Here is a 17,403-nt window from a genome sequence, read left to right as displayed (position 1 = left end):
GAGTTTATAATGTGACATTTATACCGAATGAAACCGTGCGGAATGCCGGATAGTTCCATTCTATTCTTTCCGGGTCGATACCCGAAGGCAGAGAGGTGAAAGTAGCTACGTTTTCAACACTGACAAACGCTTTCATTTGTGACAGGAAGATCTGAGACAGCCACTTTTTGGGCAGGTTATAGGACAGAGTAATGTTCTTGATACGGAGGTAAGAAGCATCGGACAAATATTTGTCGCTTTGACGAAGATTTGATCCTGAATTACCACGGTTACCATACAGACGGGGATACTTAGCATTCGGATTAACTGCTGTCCAGTCACCGTTATCCGGGTCTTTCGGCTTCCAATAGTCATCCAGCCCATCGAATAGAGGAATAAAGTTATCACCGTTCATCGGGAAAGTCAGAACATTCGAGATCCAGTAATCACGTTTTCCAGTTCCCTGCAAAATAACATTCAGGTCGAAACCGGCATAGTTGGCTCCCAGATTAATACCATACTGATAACGCGGAGTCGTATTACCAATCACTTTGCGGTCACCCGGATTATCGAATGTGTTGTCACCGCTTGTAATAACATTAGTAGAACTTTCATCATCACGAAGATTTTTGAATTTCACATCACCCGGGCGGACGTTATAACCATTAATCGAAGTTATGCCTTCCTTCAGTTTCCAGGACGAAGTATCTTCAAAATCATCTACTGTATAATAGCCGTCTGCTACATAACCCCATATTTCACCCATCACCTGTCCGGGATAGAAACTGCTTAACAGTTTAGTGGCCGCATTGTCATCGTATTTGGTAATTTTCGACTTATAATCAGAGAGGTTAAAACCAAGACGATATCCTACTTTACCGATCTGGTCGCGCCAGTTCAGGCTCAGTTCCCAACCTCGGGTACGCATATCGGCCGTATTTTGGTAAGGAGCACTGGCACCTACAACAGCAGGCAACTGTACGCCCGGAGCAAGCATACCGTTAGTATTACGCTGATACCATTCAAATACACCATTCAGGCGATTATTGAATAGATTCACGTCCAGTCCGACATTGACCGTACCTACTTTTTCCCAGGTAAAATTCTGGCTTACCAATGCAGGCAACGAGCTGATAGAGGTAACATACGTATTATCGATAATCCAGGAGGTAGACTTATTGCTGACACTCATGGTCGGAGTGAATGTATATGGATTCACATTCTGGTTACCAATAACACCATATGATGCACGGACTTTCAACCCATCCAACCAGTTACGTGTAGACTCCATAAACTTCTCCTGTGCTATCTGCCAGCCGGCTGACACTGAAGGGAAGAAGCCAAAACGGGAACTCTTCGGGAATTTGGAAGAACCGTCATAGCGCCCGTTTACTTCCAGCAAATATTTGTCCTGATAGTTATAGTTAACCCTGAAAAAGCCACCACGTACAGCATACTCACTATATGAGTCAGTAGTCTTGATGGTTCCGGTTCCGGAGCCCATTGCCGGCACATCAATCACAGCTTGATTGTATGAGTAGGCATCCAAAGTCTCTTGATAGCTCGATTCCTGATTGAATCCGGCCATTACTTTAAAATTATGACTGCCAAAGTTCTTACTATACGTAGCATACACGTTGATAGCATTATAATTCGTATGCTGTTTGTATTTTCTCAGATAATCGTCTACAAAAGATTTAGAGCTTCCTCCCTGGATAGTGGTATAATCATACTGCCCTGTATACCAATGATAATCATAAATGTTTTTATCGAACGTATACTCAAATACTGCTTCCAGCCCTTTAAGCGGTTTCAGAATGGATTTCAAGAAGATACGTGGATTATCATTATTGTTGTTTACCGGGTTCGACAGTAAAATCTGATTCCGCGGGGTAAACAAAGGAAGGTCTTCGTTTGCCAAAGTATTAACCGATGCCGGCAAATCTCCTTCGGGATAGTATGAAATCAAACGGGTGTTATACACACCACCCATTCCACCAGGTGAAGTTTGCAAACTGTGAGCATAGCTCATTGTCACTTCCTGAGTAAACCAATTAGTCACATCGGCCGAAATAAAGGTGTTGATGTTCATACGCTCAAACTTATCACGATCGGATATCAACACACCATCGTTTGAAGTATATCCTCCCGAAATACGATAACGGAGCTTGTCCGTACCTCCGGAGGCCGAAATATTATGGGTCATCTGGAAGCTGGTCTCCATAAAGTTTTTATAGAGGTCTTTCTCATTCAGATAATAAGGTACACCGGATTCATCCATATAGATACCATCACCTACCGTATTGAAAGCAGACGGATTTTTCTGGTATTCACTGAGATACTCCATCCATTTACTGACACTTGGCGAACCGAGCGACCAATAAGCATCCGAATATCCGCAATCCAGATAAGCTTGCAGATAATCCATCAACGGAGCTTGCTTAGGCAGGTTGACAGCTGTTCCGAAAGCAAAGTTATTATTGTAATTCAATGAGAATTTAGCGGCACCTTTGGGACGTTTGGTTGTGACAACAATTACACCACCGGCAGCACGTGCACCATAGATTGCCGCAGAAGCAGCATCTTTCAATACACTGATTGACTCGATATCTTCCGGATTGACCATGTCAAGATCACCTTCCACATTATCGATCAGTACCAGTGGCTTAATGGTATTACCATATGAACCGTCCGAGTTCTTGACGCCGACAGAATAGGCACCACGAATCTGGAAAGATTTACTTGTTCCGGGAGCATTACCTCCGTTAGAAACAAACAATCCCGGGACAGCTCCCTGAAGAGCATCGGATGCATTCAAGATAGGACGGTCACCTAATACCTCATCCATTTTGACTGAAGATACGGCACCGGTCAGATTCGCTTTCTTCTGAGAGCCATAGCCTACCACTACCACTTCTTCCAGTGCTTGGGTATCATCCATCAATATCACTTTGAGTGAGCTCTGATTGGTTATCTTAATATTTTGCGTTATGTATCCTATATACGAAATACTGATTACGGCATTGCCCGAAACAGAAAGAGAGAATTTACCATTAATATCGGTAATTGTACCATTGGAAGCATTACCCTTTTCCAGGACAGTAGCACCAATGACCGGTTCACCGGCAGCATCGGTTACAGTACCGGTAATCTTCCTTGCTTGCTGAACGGCAGCAACAGACTGGTTCTCATAAGTCTCTAAAGACGTAGCGAACACATGGTTCGGAGAGAGTAGGCCGGCAGAAATGCCAAGTCCTATCAGAACTTAAAACAATATGTAATCATCCATTTTCATTTTATATTACTTTTTGATTCATATTGGGGAAACATTCACTCCAACAGGGGACTTCTTTTATATTATTTTTTAGTATTGTTTATTGTATTTATAAAAAATAGAGTTAACTTTGTCTGCGAAAGTTAAATCTAATACAGGTAGAAAAATAGGATTAGGATAGTAAACAAACATATATTTAACCGATTCCAAACAGATCCTATATTGCTATCTCAAAACCAATTAAATATTAATACTTATGAGAAAATGTTCCCCAATTTCCCCTAACTCCTTTCGGAAAGTTCTGATAGAACTTAGAAGAGAATGCTCTTTTTACTATTGATTTTAATACTTTTCTCTATCCCACACCCATCTCAGGCTAAATTATTTACATTAAAAGAATGCCATTCACATTTGTCAGAAGCTATCACGGTGGAGTTATAGTACTAAATAAAAATATCAAAGCACAAAACATCATGAATCATAAAGCATTATAAATCAAATCTCAGCGAGGTACATCCTCACCAAGAGTTGACTTATAACACGCTGGCATATGTAATGATTAATTCTACTTCATCGCCTCATAAATGGTTTCCTGAATTTTTTCCCGTATTGCCATTTTAGATAATTTGTTAACCCAAGCATCGGGATAGGTACGATTGCTCAGAAACACATAAACCAAACCATTATCCGGATCTACCCAAGCACAGGTTCCTGTAAATCCGGTATGCCCATATACAGAAGCAGGAGCAGAAACAGCACACGGACTTTTACTTTCATTCACCACATCCGGCTTATCAAAGCCCAGACCACGGCGGCTGATTTTTGATTTATCGGTAGTGAACAAAGCACAAGTCTCTTTACTTAAATAACGTCGTCCATCCAGCTCACCACCATTAAGTAACATCTGATAGACCTTGCCAACCTCACGAGCTGTAGAAAAAAGTCCGGCGTTTCCTGAAACACCTCCCTGAAATGCGGCCGACTCATCGTGTACAAAACCTTGCAAAGTGGTCTTACGGAGGAAACGGTCTACAGCAGAAGGTACAATCTCTTTCTTTTCGAAGTAGCGCAATGGCAAATATGCAGTACGCTCCAGCCCCATCGGTTTGTAGAATTCCTGCCACAGATATTCATCCAATGGTTTACCACTTAACTCTTCTGCAAGCATCTGCAACAAGATAAATCCGATATCACTGTAACGGTAGTTCTTATCCTTTAACGGTACTTCTGCAATTTTTCTCTGCATCTCTTCCCTGAACGACTGATTCAACCATAGACTATCGCAAACCTGAAGGATACAGTCTCCGCTTTTCGTCTCGGCTGCCATCCCTTTATTGAACCGGAACCTCGGATTTCCCCAAGTACGAGCACCTAACCGTACCGTATGCAAAGCATCCTTTGACTGCTTGAACAACGAACCTTTATAACTTTTCTTATCAATAGCTTCCTGATAGAAGACTAATCCGGAAGGTAACCCCGATTGGTGCAAGAGTAGTTCACGAATGGTCAGATTCTCCTTATTCGTCTTACGCAAGAAAGGCAGATAATCAGACACTTTATCAGTCAGATTAAAGCACCCTTTATCATAGAGCTTCATTACAGCCAACAATGTACCTGTTGTTTTTGACAGTGAAGCCAGATCATAAAGATCGGTCGGTTTCACTTTTTCACTATGCTTATCTGTATGGTGCCCGAAACATCGGTCATATAAAGCCTTACCATCCTTCATTACCAGTATCTGGCAACCGGGATAAGCTCCTTCTTTAATACCTTCCAAAGCAATTGAATCGATGCGACTTAGCACTTCCGATTTCAGACCATATTCTTCGGGTACAAAATGGAAAGGCGTATGCGGCGTGATCGTCACTCCCGAACCGGCAGAAAACAATCCACCCACACTGGCAGACAGCCTTCCGTCTGCTGTCGCTTTGCCAAAAAGTATATCAGCCACACGTTCCTGAACATCATCATGAGGAGCATGAGCCAGTACCACAGCCTCAGCCGCCGATACAGCCCGCTGGATCTGCAACATGGATTTAGCCGGAGTATAGAACACATAAATTGCAGGAGCTTCCGGAGCAAACCTGGCAAAAAATGATTGGTAAGGAGCAAGGCGTTGCTCGGTAACAGTAACAATAACGCGGCGATAAGCAGCAAGAGAATCACGCAGTTTCTGCTGTTCGACCTCCGGCAAATCTTTACGCAATTGAAAACGCGTAAATGGAATATACTTCTTTATTTCGCGGTCAAAAGGTTCTGTTTTCCCGCCATCACCGACATTCAATATAGCTACCTCTTTCAGGTCGGGATGCAGAGGCAATACACCTCCTTTATTATTCAACACTGTAATTGCAGCCAGATTTAGCCTGCGAATCAAATCACGTGTTTGAGGCGTATTAATACGAGACCCCAACCCCGATAGTCTCACAAAAGGTTTATCCTTTAGACCTAAAATGTATTTATAAGTGAGTATTTTCCGACATTTTGCATCAATTTCCTCTTCCGGAAGTTCTCCTTTTTCCACCGCTGCCAATACAGCATCTATCTCTTCCTTTAGCCTGCGGGGAGCCAATACCATATCATTTCCGGCTTTCAAGGCTTGCAGACAGACACTCTGATTACCGGAAACCCCTTTCATAGCAAGCGCATCCGTAAAAATAAGTCCCTTAAAAGCCAATTCCTCGGTCAGCAAACCATAAACCACATTGCGCGATAAAGATGAGGGCAATCCACCGATTGGTTCGATTACAGGAACCTGTAAGTGCCCCACCATCATACCACTGACTCCGGCACGGATAGCCTCTTTAAACGGATATAGTTCTACACTGTCCAGACGTTCACGTGTAAAAGGCAATACGGGCAATGCTTTGTGTGAGTCCACGTCCGTATCACCATGCCCCGGGAAATGCTTGCAAACCGAAAGGACTTTTCCACTCTCCAGCCCCGAAGCATAAGCAATCACTTTGTCGGCTACCTGCATCGGATCTTCACCGAACGAACGGGTGTTGATAACCGGATTATCCGGATTGATATTTACGTCAGCCACCGGAGCAAAATTCACCTGTACTCCCAGTTCACGACACTGGCGAGCCATTTCCCGTCCATACTCATAGATCAGCCGATTATCCTGAATACATCCTAATACCATATTTCTTGGGAAAACAGGAGTACCGCGTAAACGCATGGAAAGTCCCCACTCACCATCGAAGGTTATCAGCAACGGACAGCGCGCCATCCGTTGCGCTTCGTTGGTCAGTGTAGCTTGATTCTGTATCTTTCCACCGGAAAAGAGTAATCCACCGACTTTATAGGTATGAACGGCATCACGCAACAACTGCATATTCCGTTTGGTCTGCACAGGTGCAATGGTATAAATGAACAATTGGCCAACCTTTTCTTTCAAACTCATCCGCTTGTAAACAGAATCGACCCAGTGACGGCATTTTTCGTCCTGAGAGGCCTGATAAAGCAATAAAGGTTCTATAGGAGCAGATACACCGGGAGGAGCATGAAAGTTCTCACCAATAGGAGTATCTTTTAAAGTAGGAGTTTTCGCCCCTACCACAAAAAACGCTGATACGACTAAACCAGCAAATAAATATCTTCTTTTCATTCTATATTGTAAAAAGCCATTAGCTATTCTGTTGTATATAATGACTGATAAATCACTTCCTGTATCCCTTGCCTAATCTTCATGCTATTCAACTTTCCATTCCAGGAATCGGGACAGAGACGGTTACTCAGAAAGATATAAACCAAGTCATTTTCCGGATCCACCCAAGCACAAGTACCGGTAAATCCGGTATGTCCGTAAACAGAGGCCGGTGCCGAAGGTGCACAGGCATTTGCTTTCGGATCATTCAAGTTAGGCTTGTCATATCCTAATCCACGATGGCTGACAGCAGATTTTCCCATAGTAAATGCACGGCAGGTTTCCGATCTGAGATAACGCTTCCCGTCCAGTTCGCCTTCATTGAGAATCATCTGATAGATCTTTCCAAGTTCGCAGGCTGTCGAAAATAATCCGGCATTGCCACTCACGCCTCCCATAAAGGCAGCCGCTTCATCATGCACATATCCGCAAAGGTTCTGCCGACGCAAATAATCATTGGTAGCAGTCGGCATTACTTCTGTTTTCTTATAACAGTTTAACGGTTGGAACAACGTACGTTCTAACCCCATAGGTCGATAAAACTCAGCAGCCAAATAAGCATCGAGCGTTTGACCGGTTATGGATTCTACCACCTGCTGTAACAGAATAAAGCCGATATCACTATACACAAAACGTTTACGATCCAGTTCCGACTGAACAATACTCTTCATCATTGCGGCTTTAAACTTTCTGTGCAGCCACATTCCATCGGCTATTTTCAACGTATGTTCCGGCGTTTTTGTTGCAGAGACGAGCCCTCTCCTGAACTTGAAATCCGAACAGGCATAAGTATATTCCCCCATACGGGTATGATGCCATTCATCCACAAACCCTTGTGTAAAAGGACCGGTTACTGAATATTCATCGATTGCGTTGCGATAAAAACGGATATAGGGAACCAAGCCGGATTCATGCAACAATAACTCCCGGATGGTAATATTCTTTTTGTTCGTATTCCGTAAAGCAGGCAAATATTTAGAAGCAGGATCAGTCAATTTCAACTGTCCCTGATCATAAAGTTTCATCACAGCCAATAGTGTAGCGCTTGTCTTGGTCAAAGAGGCAAGGTCAAAAAGATCGGTCGGACGTACCGGGGTACTATCCGTATCGGAATGAATGCCGAAGCATTTATCATAAACAGGCTGTCCATGTCGCAATACCAGTACCTGACACCCGGGAAATGCTTTGGCAGCCAATCCGGCAGATACTACAGAGTCTATACGATGAAGCCGGTACGATTTCAATCCATAATCTTCAGGAGCCGTACCGGCAGTCATGCCGGGCACTATATCTACACCTGAACCGGCAGCAAACGTCTCTCCGATACGCATAGACAAACGCCCTGTCGCCGAAGCTTTACCCAATACCACATCCGCTACATAACGTTGCAAATCCGCTTCATCGGAATGTGCCAGTACAACAGCAGCCGAACGGGCAACAGCCTCTTCAAGTGTCACCAGGGTCCGGTACGAAGTAAAGAAAGCATAAACCACAGGAGCCTGGAGATTGAGGTCTGTAAAGAACGGACGATATTCTTCCGCTTCTTTATCTTTTATCGTCATACTCACAATGACCCTCCGATGTTTTCCAAGTTCTTTTGCTATCCGTTTGCGTTCTTCCTCTCCCGTATCTTTATCCATTCGGAATGTTTTCAATGACAGCCTGGTGCGTAACTCTTCAATGAACAAAGCATCACTACCTTCACCACCTACCGTCAATACAGCTATTTCATCTTTAGTAACAAGAGGTAGAATCCGGAAATAGTTCCCCAGTACGGTCACTGCTGACGTGCGGAGTTTTGTCAGTAAAGCCCGTGCCTCAGGAGTGTTGATACGATCACTCAACCCATCTACTGAAATCACAGGACGCTTATTTAATCCCAAACGGTACTTATAAGTTAAGATCCTGCGGCATTTTGCATTTACTTCTTCCATACTGAGCCGTCCTTCCTTAATGGCTTGCAGAACATCCTGCTGTGCTTTCTCTATATTTTGTTGCACCAATACCATATCATTGCCCGCCTTCAGAGCCTTCACCGTCACATCCGGTTCGCTTGCTACTCCTTTCATGGCAAGCGCATCAGTAAAGACCAAGCCATTGAATCCCAGCTCTCCTCGCAGCACATCTGTCACAATGCTACGCGACAATGAAGAAGGAGTTATACGATCAGGTTCCAGAGCCGGAACCTGCAAATGCCCTACCATAATACCACCTAAACCAGCCCGAATGGCCTCTTTAAAAGGATATAGTTCCACACTGTCCAGACGTGCCCGATTGTAATAGACCGCAGGCAGCGCCTTATGAGAGTCTACGTCCGTATCACCATGTCCGGGAAAATGTTTGGAAACAGACAAGATACCACCACTCTCCAATCCACGCCCATAAGCTATCACTTTCTCAGCCACCGCTTCCGGGTTTTCACCAAACGAACGCACATGGATCACCGGATTATCAGGATTGGTATTGACATCCGCATCCGGAGCAAAATTAACATGTACACCCATCTCCCGGAATTCACGTGCCACTTCCTGACCGTAGGCCTCAATCAGTGCATTATCACTGATGCAACCCAATGCCGCATTACGCGGAAACACAGGCGTATTCTCCAATCGCATGGATAGTCCCCACTCACCATCAAAAGTGATCATCAACGGAATTTTCGACCGGCTTTGTGCCCGGTTGGTCAATTTCGCCTGACCTTCTACCGTTCCTTCGGAATACAGGAAAGCACCCACTTTCAACTTACGGGTCAGTTTATCCACTAATTTTTCAGTATCTTTATCTGTCCGTGGAGCCAGGGTATAAACAAATAATTGTCCGACCTTATCCTTCAGTTTCATGCGGGAGAGCGTTTGCTCTACCCATTCATTGCAATGTACATCTTCCCGTACAGGCAAGAGTCCTGCTGTTTGCTGAGCCCAAAGAGCACCCGCACCCAGCAGCAACGCAGCGGTTAGCAGTTGTTTTAGCATAGTTTGTTTGGGGGTATTTCAAGAGGGAAAATCCCTCTTATTTCTTATTTTCAAGTGTCAAGTCCATCTGTCCTACATAGATCCCGCTCTTACCGGTATGCATCAATGATACATTTTTGCCATCCATATTAAGAAGAGTCTTCGGTCCTTTCATAAAGGTATGCGAGTGCCCTCCGAGAACAACATCTATATTACGGGTTTTAGGAATCAACCGGTTTTCATCATATTGCACACCCAAGTGAGAAAGACAAACAACCACATCACAACCCTCTTTTTCTTTCAAGACAGCAGCCACTTCATTTGCCGTAGCTACAGGATCATTATAAACGACTCCCACACATTTATTGGCCTGAACCATGCCTTCAAGTTGGCAGCCCAATCCCAAAACACCAATCTTAACTCCGTCTCTCTCGATGATTACATATGGTTTCACCAAGTCTTTAAGCACTGTGGCACTCACATCGTAGTTGGCACATACCACCGGAAAGTCGGCCATCCGGAACAAACGTGCCATATTATCCAGATCGAAATCAAATTCATGGTTGCCAATAGTCATGGCATCATATTTCATTTCGTTCATCATCTTCACTTCTACCTCACCCTGAAACATATTATAATAAGGGGTCCCCTGTGATATGTCTCCGCAGTCGAACAATAACATATCAGGATGTTCCTTACGGAACTCTTTCACAAATGTAGCGCGACGTACAAATCCTCCCTTATCATAATTCCGGTCACCTTCCTGATTGATAGGTTCCAAACGGCTATGCACATCACTGGTCTGCAACAGGATCAGTTTTTTATCCTGTTGGGCAAATGCTGAAAAAGAAAAAAAGAAAATGAAAAAGAAAGCCAGAAAATTCTTTTCCATAAAACTAAGAATATATTTATTATTGGTTGGGGATATCATAATTCACTGAATTTTATCATTTTACATTCTATTATACCTTTACTTCACGGTGATTCTACCATCCAGTGCCGAAGTTATCTTCTTTCCGGCAGCTGTTTGTTGTCTCACATAGTCAAGAAAGAGTCCGCGTAATGTTGCTCCTTCCGGACATACACGTTTCTCCGCTTGCAAGAAAGCTTCCATGCTTCCGTTACCGTCAGCCAGATAATCAATGGTCGCCACCGTATAAAGTTTGTTGTCATCAATCGGCCGGCCGCCCACTGTAGCGTTCAGTAATTTTCCATCCTTAGTGATTTCCATCCGGATACCACTCACTCCTTCTCCCTTCAGCGAAGCAATACTTGTGAGCAATGCTTTCAGGTGTGTTCCCTTCATCGTCATTACGCAAAGTGAATTTTCGAATGGCAATATCTCATATACCGTTCCCACCGTAATATCCCCGGCAGGCAAAATATTACGCAATCCGCCCATATTCACCAATCCCATGTCAGCCGGCTTATCCTGTACTTTCACCGCAGCCTGGCGCAATACTTCCGCAACAAGATTGGAAAGCAGACTTTCGGGATGACCTTTGTCCATCTTCTGCTCGCTGGTGCCGATTACCTCATACATCATGTTGTCTATCTTCTCTTTGTAAGGCTTTAATATTGCCACGGCATCTGCATCGGGATGAGCATCCCATTTAGCGTCAATGTCAATCATCCTTCCTTCTACCTTGGCAACCCGATAATCGGCTTTTGCCATTTCGTGCGTCGACTGGCAAGAAGTAAATGTCAGCAACCCCGCCAGAATTACTCCTGAAATAATCTTTGCGTAATTTTGTTTCATATCCTTAAGTACTTAATAATGCTACAAATATACAAAAACATTTGGCTATCCGGCAAATAATTCGTTACTTTGCACCGCTTTCGCGCAATCGCTGTCAGGAGAGAGTTGCCTGGTATGTTGCGTTGTAACGATAAAACAATTTAATAATAAACAACAATGGATTTAATTAAAATTGCAGAAGAAGCATTCGCTACCGGAAAACAGCACCCGAGCTTCAAAGCAGGCGACACTGTAACAGTAGCATATCGTATTATCGAAGGTAACAAAGAACGTGTACAGTTGTACCGTGGTGTTGTTATCAAAATTGCAGGTCACGGAGAAAAGAAACGTTTTACTGTACGTAAAATGTCAGGAACTGTAGGCGTAGAAAGAATTTTCCCAATCGAATCACCGGCTATCGACAGCATCGAAGTGAACAAGGTTGGTAAAGTACGTCGCGCTAAACTGTACTACCTGCGTGCTCTTACTGGTAAGAAAGCAAGAATCAAAGAAAAAAGAGTTAACGGCTAATCAGCCTTACTTTTCGATTCGAAATAAAAAAGAGGGAATCTTCTGGCAAGATTTCCTCTTTTTTATTTCGTAACACAATTATCATTCCTACCTTTCGCGGCACAAGCACTTATACAGTATAATCACCAAAAAGCTTCCGATAGTCTTCATGTGTGGAAATCCAAAAGAAACAAATAGCCCCCCTTACAGCATTGGAAGATGATAAAAAAGGAATCCGGCAAAAAGATGCTAAATCTTATAAAATGGAATCATTATACTCTCTTTTCAATCGATTTGCTAACCACCCCTTTCTTAAACAAAGAGCTTCTGTAGATCTTTCTTGCATAAAAAAGAATAAAAAAAGAGTATTCATGCAGAACTTGATCACTTTGAGAGTATATATACGGAAAAAGACGAAAGAGATTATTAATTTCGTCCAAGTCTTTTGTTAATAACGTCCAAGTCTTTTATTAATAAAGTCGAAACAAATCATTAACTTCTTCCAAAGAGGTTATTAATAGTCTAAAATCAAAGTCATTTTTCACTTATTAGCTCCGGTTGGAGAGAAGTACCCCAAATACCATTTCAAAGTTAGACTACAAGATTCACTATCACATAAAACGAAATAAAAGAGTTTTTCTTTCTTCCGGCGAGGGTTAAGCTCAATAAGACATCTTTTTGACCTGCCGGGAGTCAGCTAAAATTCATTTTTCCCACCGGTTCCCAACAAAGATCGGAATATGCCCGCCCTGAATCGATAGAAAATACAAAATGACATTTCTGACAAAACGATATTGGAGTACATCCCGAAGTTCCTGCCCACACACAGACAAAAAAAGCTCCGGAATTGCTTCCGGAGCTTTCAGCTAAATAATCGCTTTCATTCGCTCTTAGTCTCTCAGGTCTTTCAACTCCCAAGCCAATGCACTGGCACCCAGTACGGCAGCATCGGAGTCTTTCAACTCAGAAACGAGCAATTTTGTTTTGCCTTTGTAAATGTTCAGAAGATTATTTTCCATGGCTTTTGTAATCGGCTTCATGATATAGTCGCCCGATTTTGCCAAACCACCGAACAAGATAATAGCTTCGGGACTTGAGAAAGCAATAGCGTCAGCCAATGCCTCACCCAGAATATTACCTGTAAATTCGAAAATCTCCTGAGCCAGCTTATCTCCCTGTACGGCAGCATCGTATACATCTTTCGATACAATGCTCTCTGCCGGGATATTGCGCAACAAGCTGGCATCGGTACGTGCAGCGAGGAATTCGCGTGCAGTGCGTGCCACACCTGTAGCCGAACAGTATGTTTCCAGACATCCTTTACGTCCGCAACCACAGATACGTCCGTCACGACGAACGATCACGTGACCGAGTTCTCCGGCAAAGCCGTCATGTCCGTAAACCACTTGTCCGTTGATAACAATACCACTACCGACACCTGTTCCCAGAGTAATCATGATAAAATCTTTCATACCGCGAGCAGCCCCGTAAGTCATTTCACCCACAGCGGCAGCATTAGCATCGTTTGTCAAGGCTGTCGGAATGCCCAGACGTTCCTCGAACATAGAAGCCAACGGCAATACACCTTTCCAAGGCAGGTTAGGAGCAAACTCAATGGTTCCGGTATAATAGTTTCCATTAGGAGCGCCAATGCCGATACCCTTTATTTTATCCACCCCGCCATTTGCAATGATCAACGGCAGAAGATTTTTGCATACTTCATCTGCATATTCTTCTACTGTAGGATATACCTGAGTTTTCACTGCACCGCTTGCTATAATAGTTCCGCGCGCGTCAACAATTCCAAAGACAGTGTTTGTTCCGCCAATGTCAATACCCACTACGTAGGGTTTCTCCATGCTTGAATTCATGATACTCTTATTTAAAGGGTTAGTTAATATTAAATGTTTATTGCACACAAATTACGTAAAGAAGATTGAGTCTACAAAATCTTTTTTTAAAAAAGTTCACTTCGTTTGCAACTTTTCGTATCAACCGTGCGTCTAATAGAACAAATCATAAGAAAATTGAAACTAAATAGATGAAACTGTGATACACTTAAAAGACATTAACAAAACCTACAACAACGGAGCCCCCCTCCACGTACTCAAGGGCATCAATCTCGATATCGAGCGGGGTGAATTCGTTTCCATTATGGGAGCATCAGGTTCCGGCAAATCTACTTTACTTAATATATTAGGTATACTGGATAATTACGATGACGGAGAGTATTACCTCAACAATGTGTTGATTAAAAACCTGAGCGAAACTAAATCCGCGGAGTACCGCAACCGGATGATCGGTTTCATCTTCCAGTCGTTTAACCTGATTTCATTCAAAAACGCAGTAGAAAACGTTGCACTACCTCTATTTTACCAAGGAGTAAGCCGGAAAAAGCGGAACGCAATGGCTATGGAATACCTCGACAAACTTGGCCTCAAAGACTGGGCACATCACATGCCCAACGAAATGAGCGGCGGTCAGAAACAGCGTGTAGCCATCGCCCGTGCCCTGATTACACAGCCTCAGATTATTCTGGCTGACGAACCTACCGGTGCACTGGACAGCAAAACTTCAGTAGAAGTCATGCAAATCCTGAAAGACCTGCACAAGACCGGAATGACCATTGTCGTAGTAACCCACGAAAGCGGAGTTGCCAACCAGACGGACAAGATTATTCACATCAAAGACGGTATTATCGAACGGATTGAAGAGAACCAGAATCATGATGCCTCACCATTCGGCAAGGATGGATATATGAAATAAAAACAAATACAAATATGATTGACATTTGGCAAGAAATATATGGCACCATCAAACGGAACAAACTTCGTACGTTCCTGACCGGATTTGCCGTAGCATGGGGAATTTTCATGCTGATAGTGCTATTGGGAGCCGGTAACGGGCTGATCCATGCTTTTGAAAAGTCATCCTCCGCACGAGCACTGAACTCCATCAAAATCTATCCGGGATGGACCGGAAAACCCTACGACGGACTGAAAGAGGGACGCCGCATTCAACTGGATAACAAAGACTTGAATGCTACCATGGAACATTTCAGTGACAACATCATCAGCGTAGGTGCCAGTCAATGGCAGAGCAATGTGAATCTGAGTTACGGACAGGAGTACGTTAACCTTTCACTGGAAGGGGTATATCCGAACTTTACAGAAGTGGAATCCGTAAAATCGACAGAGGGACGGTTCATTAATGATATCGACCTCAAAGAACGGCGAAAAGTAATTGTACTACATACCAAGACGGCTGAGATCCTTTTCGGAAAAAGCCGAACAGAGCCTATCGGAAAATTCGTAAATGCCGGTGGAGTTTCTTATCAGGTAGTAGGACTTTACACCGATCCGGGTGACCAGGGAAGCAGTGAAGCATATATTCCCTTCTCAACCCTACAGGTGATTTACAATAAAGGCGATAAACTAAACAACCTGACTTTCACGACCAAAGGGCTCACCACGATGGAATCGAATGAGGCATTTGAAGCAGCCTATCGTAAAGTGATGGGTGCCAAACATCGTTTCGATCCTTCGGACAACAGTGCACTATGGATATGGAACCGCTTTACCAACTATCTGCAATCTCAGAATGCCATGGGTATCCTGCGCACGGCCATCTGGGTGATCGGTGTCTTTACACTGCTGAGTGGCATTGTGGGTGTATCAAATATCATGCTGATCACAGTGAAAGAGAGAACACGCGAATTTGGGATCCGCAAGGCATTGGGTGCCAAGCCATTCTCCATCCTGTGGCTGATTATCGTAGAGAGTGTAACCATTACGACCCTCTTTGGATATATCGGCATGGTAGCGGGAATCGCAGCTACCGAATGGATGAATAAGGTGGCCGGAGAACAAACCGTAGATGTGGGAATGTTCTCGGAGACGGTATTCCTGAATCCGACGGTAGATATCAGTATTGCCATACAGGCCACATTAACCCTGGTAATCGCAGGCACATTGGCAGGATTCTTCCCGGCCAAAAAAGCAGTAAGTATCAGACCTATTGAAGCACTTAGAGCAGATTGATTATGAGAGTAGATATAGACACGTGTGAGGAAATCCTCGTCACGATAACAAGAAACAAAACACGAAGCCTGCTGACGGCTTTCGGAGTATTCTGGGGTATCTTCATGTTGATAGCCCTGATGGGGGGCGGACAAGGGATGCAGGACATGATGCAAGCCGAATTCGAAGGATTTGCCACCAACTCGGGATTCATGGGCTCCCAGAAAACAGGGGAAGCTTACAAAGGATTCCGTAAAGGGCGCTACTGGGATATCGAGAACTCGGATGTAGAACAAATCCGTGAGAAAGTAAAAGATATCGATGTTATTACCCCATCGATAGCCCGCTGGGGCTCGACGGCCATTTTCGGAGAAAAAAAGTATGATTGCAGCGTAAAGGGGCTCTATCCGGACTACGCCAAGATTGAAAATCAGGATATGGCTTACGGAAGATTCATCAATGATGTGGACGTACGCGAAGGACGCAAAGTCTGCGTGATCGGCAAACGCGTTTACGAAAGCCTTTTCAATCCGGGCGAAGATCCTTGTGGAAAGTATGTACGGGTAGACGGAATCTATTACCAGGTGATCGGTATGTGCGTATCCGAAGGAAACATAAATATTCAGGGACGAGCTTCGGAAGCTGTTGTATTACCTTTTAGTACCATGCAACAAGCCTACAATATGGGAAAACGTATCGATGTGATATGCTATACCGTGAAACCAGGGAAAAAAGTAAGCGATCTGGAACCGGAAATAGAAAGCATCCTGAAAGAAGCACACTATATAGCACCGGACGATAAGCAGGCAGTCATGAAGCTGAATGCGGAAGCCATGTTCTCGATGATGGATAATTTGTTTACCGGTATCCATGTACTGATCTGGATGGTGGGCTTAGGTACTTTGCTGGCCGGCGCCATCGGTGTATCGAACATCATGATGGTAACGGTAAAGGAACGAACCACGGAAATAGGTATACGACGTGCCATCGGTGCCCGTCCGAAAGATATCTTGCAACAGATCTTATCGGAAAGTATGGTACTGACTACCATAGCAGGCATGGCCGGCATCTCTTTTGGAGTATTGATCCTGCAATTGATGGAAATAGGCGTTAACTCCGGTAAAGACCATTATTCTCACTTCCAGGTCTCCTTTGGCATGGCTATCGGAACGTGCCTGTTGCTGGTGACACTGGGATTACTGGCCGGGCTGGCACCGGCTTACAGGGCAATGGCCATCCGTCCGATAGAGGCTATCAGAGATGAATAAAGTACAGCCTCT

10 protein-coding genes are annotated in these 17,403 nt (G+C 44.0%); 4 read left to right on the top strand and 6 right to left on the bottom strand.

Annotated features, from left to right (window positions below; genetic code table 11):
- Positions 1-4: 4 nt before the first annotated feature.
- The 5 genes from G7Y45_RS05710 to G7Y45_RS05690 all read right to left on the bottom strand — a co-directional run bounded on the left by G7Y45_RS05710 (position 5) and on the right by G7Y45_RS05690 (position 11,615).
- On the bottom strand, positions 5-3,196 hold the full coding sequence (locus tag G7Y45_RS05710; RefSeq protein ID WP_165016387.1) for a TonB-dependent receptor: 3,192 nt from the start codon (positions 3,194-3,196) through the stop codon (positions 5-7).
- 622 nt (positions 3,197-3,818) lie between these two features.
- Positions 3,819-6,866: a glycoside hydrolase family 3 N-terminal domain-containing protein gene (locus G7Y45_RS05705; RefSeq protein ID WP_165016389.1), complete on the bottom strand. Its 3,048-nt coding sequence runs from the start codon at positions 6,864-6,866 to the stop codon at positions 3,819-3,821.
- A gap of 23 nt (positions 6,867-6,889) precedes the next feature.
- The gene (locus G7Y45_RS05700; protein ID WP_032531743.1) at positions 6,890-9,877 is read right to left on the bottom strand and encodes a glycoside hydrolase family 3 N-terminal domain-containing protein; all 2,988 of its coding nucleotides are present in this window, start codon (positions 9,875-9,877) and stop codon (positions 6,890-6,892) included.
- 37 nt (positions 9,878-9,914) lie between these two features.
- Positions 9,915-10,787, bottom strand: coding sequence for a bifunctional UDP-sugar hydrolase/5'-nucleotidase (locus G7Y45_RS05695; protein ID WP_032541599.1), 873 nt, complete (start codon positions 10,785-10,787; stop codon positions 9,915-9,917).
- Positions 10,788-10,826: 39 nt separating this feature from the next.
- The gene (locus G7Y45_RS05690) at positions 10,827-11,615 is read right to left on the bottom strand and encodes a 5'-nucleotidase C-terminal domain-containing protein (RefSeq protein WP_032536151.1); all 789 of its coding nucleotides are present in this window, start codon (positions 11,613-11,615) and stop codon (positions 10,827-10,829) included.
- A 156-nt stretch (positions 11,616-11,771) separates the two neighbouring features.
- Here G7Y45_RS05690 and rplS point away from each other — a divergent pair, with 156 nt between their 5' ends.
- Positions 11,772-12,125: a 50S ribosomal protein L19 gene (gene rplS, locus G7Y45_RS05685; protein WP_005778830.1), complete on the top strand. Its 354-nt coding sequence runs from the start codon at positions 11,772-11,774 to the stop codon at positions 12,123-12,125.
- Between the two features lie 869 nt (positions 12,126-12,994).
- Here rplS and G7Y45_RS05680 read toward each other — a convergent pair.
- On the bottom strand, positions 12,995-13,975 hold the full coding sequence (locus tag G7Y45_RS05680; protein ID WP_005810700.1) for an ROK family protein: 981 nt from the start codon (positions 13,973-13,975) through the stop codon (positions 12,995-12,997).
- 178 nt (positions 13,976-14,153) lie between these two features.
- On the opposite strand from G7Y45_RS05680, the gene G7Y45_RS05675 reads away from it, so the two are divergent.
- Genes G7Y45_RS05675 through G7Y45_RS05665 form a run of 3 tightly spaced genes read left to right on the top strand, consistent with a single transcriptional unit; the run spans position 14,154 to position 17,391 of the window.
- Positions 14,154-14,870 carry an ABC transporter ATP-binding protein gene (locus tag G7Y45_RS05675; protein ID WP_005778836.1) on the top strand — a complete coding sequence of 239 codons (717 nt, stop codon included), beginning with the start codon at positions 14,154-14,156 and terminating at the stop codon, positions 14,868-14,870.
- A gap of 14 nt (positions 14,871-14,884) precedes the next feature.
- A complete protein-coding gene (locus tag G7Y45_RS05670; RefSeq protein WP_005778838.1) occupies positions 14,885-16,144 on the top strand; it encodes an ABC transporter permease in 1,260 nt (419 codons plus the stop codon).
- A gap of 2 nt (positions 16,145-16,146) precedes the next feature.
- The gene (locus G7Y45_RS05665; RefSeq protein ID WP_005778840.1) at positions 16,147-17,391 is read left to right on the top strand and encodes an ABC transporter permease; all 1,245 of its coding nucleotides are present in this window, start codon (positions 16,147-16,149) and stop codon (positions 17,389-17,391) included.
- Positions 17,392-17,403 lie beyond the last annotated feature (12 nt).

Origin of the sequence: Bacteroides sp. ZJ-18 (genome assembly GCF_011038705.2) — a bacterium.
Classification (GTDB): Bacteria; Bacteroidota; Bacteroidia; order Bacteroidales; family Bacteroidaceae; genus Bacteroides; species Bacteroides hominis.
The sequence above is the reverse complement of the archived record's forward strand: the minus strand, read 5'-3'. Positions and strand labels throughout refer to the sequence as shown.